This window comes from Staphylococcus pasteuri (genome assembly GCF_030547725.1).
Taxonomy (GTDB): domain Bacteria; phylum Bacillota; class Bacilli; order Staphylococcales; family Staphylococcaceae; genus Staphylococcus; species Staphylococcus pasteuri.
Window position 1 is genome coordinate 1 of sequence record NZ_JAUOQO010000050.1, and the last position, 407, is coordinate 407.

At 44.0% G+C, this 407-nt stretch carries 1 protein-coding gene; it reads left to right on the top strand.

Features of this window, described 5'->3' with window-relative positions:
- Window positions 1-95: 95 nt before the first annotated feature.
- Window positions 96-407, top strand: a 312-nt coding sequence (locus tag Q4528_RS12740) for a hypothetical protein (RefSeq protein ID WP_303521838.1), incomplete at its 3' end; no start/stop codon positions are given.

Sequence of the window (407 nt, forward strand, 5' to 3'; positions counted from 1 at the left end):
CCCATGAGCGTGGCCAAGCCCTTTGATTCTAGACGCCATTAACACTCTAGTATCAAGCTGATTCAAAGCCTCTATTTACTAGAGGCTTTGTTCTTTTGGTGGTTAACACCGCCAGTGGGAAAATAAATATCACTGAATGGTTCAAGCGAAGTAATAAATTGGCGTATCATGCCTTCCCGCTTGTTGGAGACTCTATGACTTATTCGCTTTACTTGGCTCATATCAACGATACCCACTCCCATTTTGAGTCTTCTTTAGTCCATTTTCACATCAACTTACATGGACAACGCTACCAAATTGATGCGCAATGCGGAGGTTATGCGCGTATTGCTAGTGCAGTAGCCGAACAGCGGAAAATAGCGAAACAACAGCAGGTACCTAGTATATTGCTACATGCAGGTGACAGC